Raw genomic sequence first — 3,039 nt, 5'->3', positions numbered from 1 at the left:
GTATCACCATGAACAGGGTGGTGCCGGTCTCCCGTGCCAGGCCCAGCAGCGCCCGGTGCAGGGAGCCGCTGAACCGCACCCGGTGGACATCGCCGCGGAAGCTGGTCACCGCCGGGCGGGGGCGGTCGGTGGGCAGGGCGAGTTGTTCGGGTATGCCGGTCAGTGTCCGTCGCCAGTAGGCGAGTTGGTCGTGGGCGAGGGTGCCCGGTTCGTCCTGGTCGCCGAGGAGGTCGCGCTGCCACAGGGTGTAGTCGGTGTACGTCACCGGGAGTGGTGCCCACTGTGGCGCGTTCCCGCGTTGTCGTGCCGCGTACGCCTGCGTGAGGTCTCGCAGCAGGGGGCGCAGTGACCAGCCGTCGCCGGCGATGTGGTGCACCAGCAGCAGCACGGTGCACCGCTCCGCGCCGGTGTGGAACACGGCCACGCGCAGAGGGAGTTCACGGCCCAGGTCGAAGGGATACGTCACCGCCTGGGCGAGGGCTGCCGGCAGACGGTCCGCCTCGACCTCGTGCGTGTCCACACGCACCAGGTCGGGCGCCGGGTCGTGGACGATCTGCTCGGGAACGCCCTCGCGCTCCACGATGACCGTGCGCAGCGGTTCGTGCCGGGCGGCCACGTCGTTGACGGCGGCCTGGAGCACGGCTACGTCCAGTCGGCCGTCGATCTCCAGGGCGAGGGGGATGTTGTAGGTGGCGCCGGATCCTTCCAGCCGGTGCAGGAACCACAAGCGCCGCTGGGCGGACGACAGGGGCAGTACGTCCGGTCGTGCGCGGCGGGTCACGGCGGGGCGGGATCGTCCTGCCGCGCTGTCGAGCCGTTGGGCCAGACCTGCCGGGGTGGGGGTGTCGAACAGCGCCTGGATGGGCAGTTCGACGCCGAACAGCGAGCGCAGCCGGCCCACCACGCGGGTGGCCAGCAGGGAGTGGCCGCCGAGGTCGAAGAAGTGGGCGTCCGCTCCGACCCGGGCGAGTCCGAGTACCTCGGCGAAGACCCGGCAGACCATGTCCTCCTCGGGGGAGCCGGCGGAGCGGCCGGTGCCGGCGCGTTCGGCGGTGCGGGGCGCCGGCAGGGCCCGCCGGTCGACCTTCCCGTTCGGTGTCAGCGGCAACGCGTCCAGCACCACGAACACACCCGGCACCATGAACCCCGGCAACCGCTCGGCGAGCCGGGCCCGCAGCCGGTCCACGACGGGCGGTGCCGCCGGGTCGGCGGGAACGACGTAGGCGGCGAGACGACGGCCGACCGCCGCGTCGTCCAGGACGGTCACGACGGCGTGCGCCACGGTCGGGTCGTCCAGGAGGGCGGTCTGGATCTCACCGGGCTCGATACGGTGGCCGCGGATCTTCACCTGGTCGTCGGAGCGGCCCACGAAGACGAGCTGTCCGTCGGCCGTCCAGCGCGCCAGGTCGCCGGTGCGGTACATGCGCTCGCCCGCAGCCCCGAACGGGCACGCCACGAACCGTTCCGCCGTCAGGCCCGGCCGGCCGACGTAACCCCGGGCCACGCCCTCGCCCGCGATGTACAGCTCGCCCACGACGTGGGGCGGCACCGGGCGCAGCCGCTCGTCGAGCACGAAGCAGCGGTCGCCGTCCAGCGCCCGGCCGATCGGGACCGTCTCGCCCCTGACCGGTGCCGGGCCGGTCAGCGGACGGCAGACGGCGAACGTGGTGGTCTCCGTGGGGCCGTAGACGTGGACGACCGTCGTGCCGGGGCACTGTGCGAGGGCCTGACGGATGGCGCCCGGGGCGACGAACTCCCCTCCGGTCCACACCTCACGCACCCCGGACAGACAGTCGGGGTGCTCCTCGACCAGGTGGTTGAACAGGGCCGTGGTGAGGAACACCGCGGTGACGCCGTGCCGGCCGAGGGCGTCGGCCAGGGCGGCAGAGTCGATCCGGCCGGCCGGGGCCAGGACGGCCTCCCCGCCGTGCAGCAGCGGCACCCACATCTCGTAGGTGGACGCGTCGAACGCGTACGGCGAGTGCAGCAGGACGCGGCCGTGCGCGCCGGAGCGCCAGTGGTGGTCGTCGACCAGGGCCAGGATGTTCGCGTGGGTCACGGCGATGCCCTTGGGCGCACCGGTCGAGCCCGAGGTGTACATGACGTAGGCGAGGTCGTCGGCCCGGCCCGCGCAGAGCGGGCCGTCGGGAACCTTCCCTGCCGCCTCCGCGAGGTCGACGCGCAGCACCGGTACGGCGGTGTCCGCGGCGGGCAGGGCGTCGCCCGGGTCGCGGTCGGTGAGCAGTGCCGCGGCGCCCGTCTCGGCCAGGACGTGCCGCATGCGTCCGGCGGGGTCGTCCGGGTTCAGCGGGACGTACGCGGCTCCGGCGCGCAGCACGGCCAGCGTACTGACGACCAGTGCCGTGGAGCGCTCCTGGAGGATGGCGACCCGGCTGCCGGGACCGATACCCAGGGCGCGCAGCCGTCCGGCGAGGCGGCGCTGCCGAGCGTCGAGCTCGCGGTAGGTGACGTGTTCACCGTCGGCCTCACGCAGCGCGACGGCGTCCGGGGTGCGGGCTGCCTGCTCGGCGAACCGTTCCTGGACGGTGCGCGGCGTCCGGCGCGCCACGGCGGGCAGGGCGGGCGCGTTCCACTGCTCGGTCACCAGCCGTGCCTCGCCCGGCCGCAGGACGTCCAGGTCGGACACGGGGACGGCGGGGGCGGCCACGGCCAGGCGGAGCAGCCGCACCAGGCGGTCCATGAGCGCGGCGGCGGTGTCCCGCTCGAACAGGTCGGTGGCGTACTCAAGGGTGCCCTTGAGGCCGCCGCCGTCCGGTGTCTCGGCGAGGTCGAGGGTCAGGTCGAAGCGGGCGACGCCGGCCCGGACGACCCGGGGCCGCACGCGCAGCCCGGGCACGGTGACGGCGGCGGGGGAGGTGTTGTCCAGCGCCAGCATCACCTGGAACAGGGGCTGCCGGGACAGGGACCGTTGCGGGTTGAGTGCCTCGACGAGTTGTTCGAAGGGGAGGTCCTGGTGGCTGTAGGCGTCGAGGTCGGTGGTGCGGACGCGGGTGAGGAGGTTTCGGAAGGTGGGGTTGT

1 protein-coding gene is annotated in these 3,039 nt (G+C 73.8%); it reads right to left on the bottom strand.

What is annotated here, in order from left to right:
* Positions 1 to 3,039, bottom strand: a 3,039-nt coding sequence (locus IE277_RS46435; protein WP_189960151.1) for a non-ribosomal peptide synthetase, incomplete at both ends; no start/stop codon positions are given.

It is taken from the genome of Streptomyces alanosinicus, assembly GCF_014650595.1.
In the GTDB taxonomy this organism is placed as follows: domain Bacteria; phylum Actinomycetota; class Actinomycetes; order Streptomycetales; family Streptomycetaceae; genus Streptomyces; species Streptomyces alanosinicus.
Note: the sequence above shows the minus strand (reverse complement) of the source record. Positions and strands in the feature narration are given on the sequence as shown.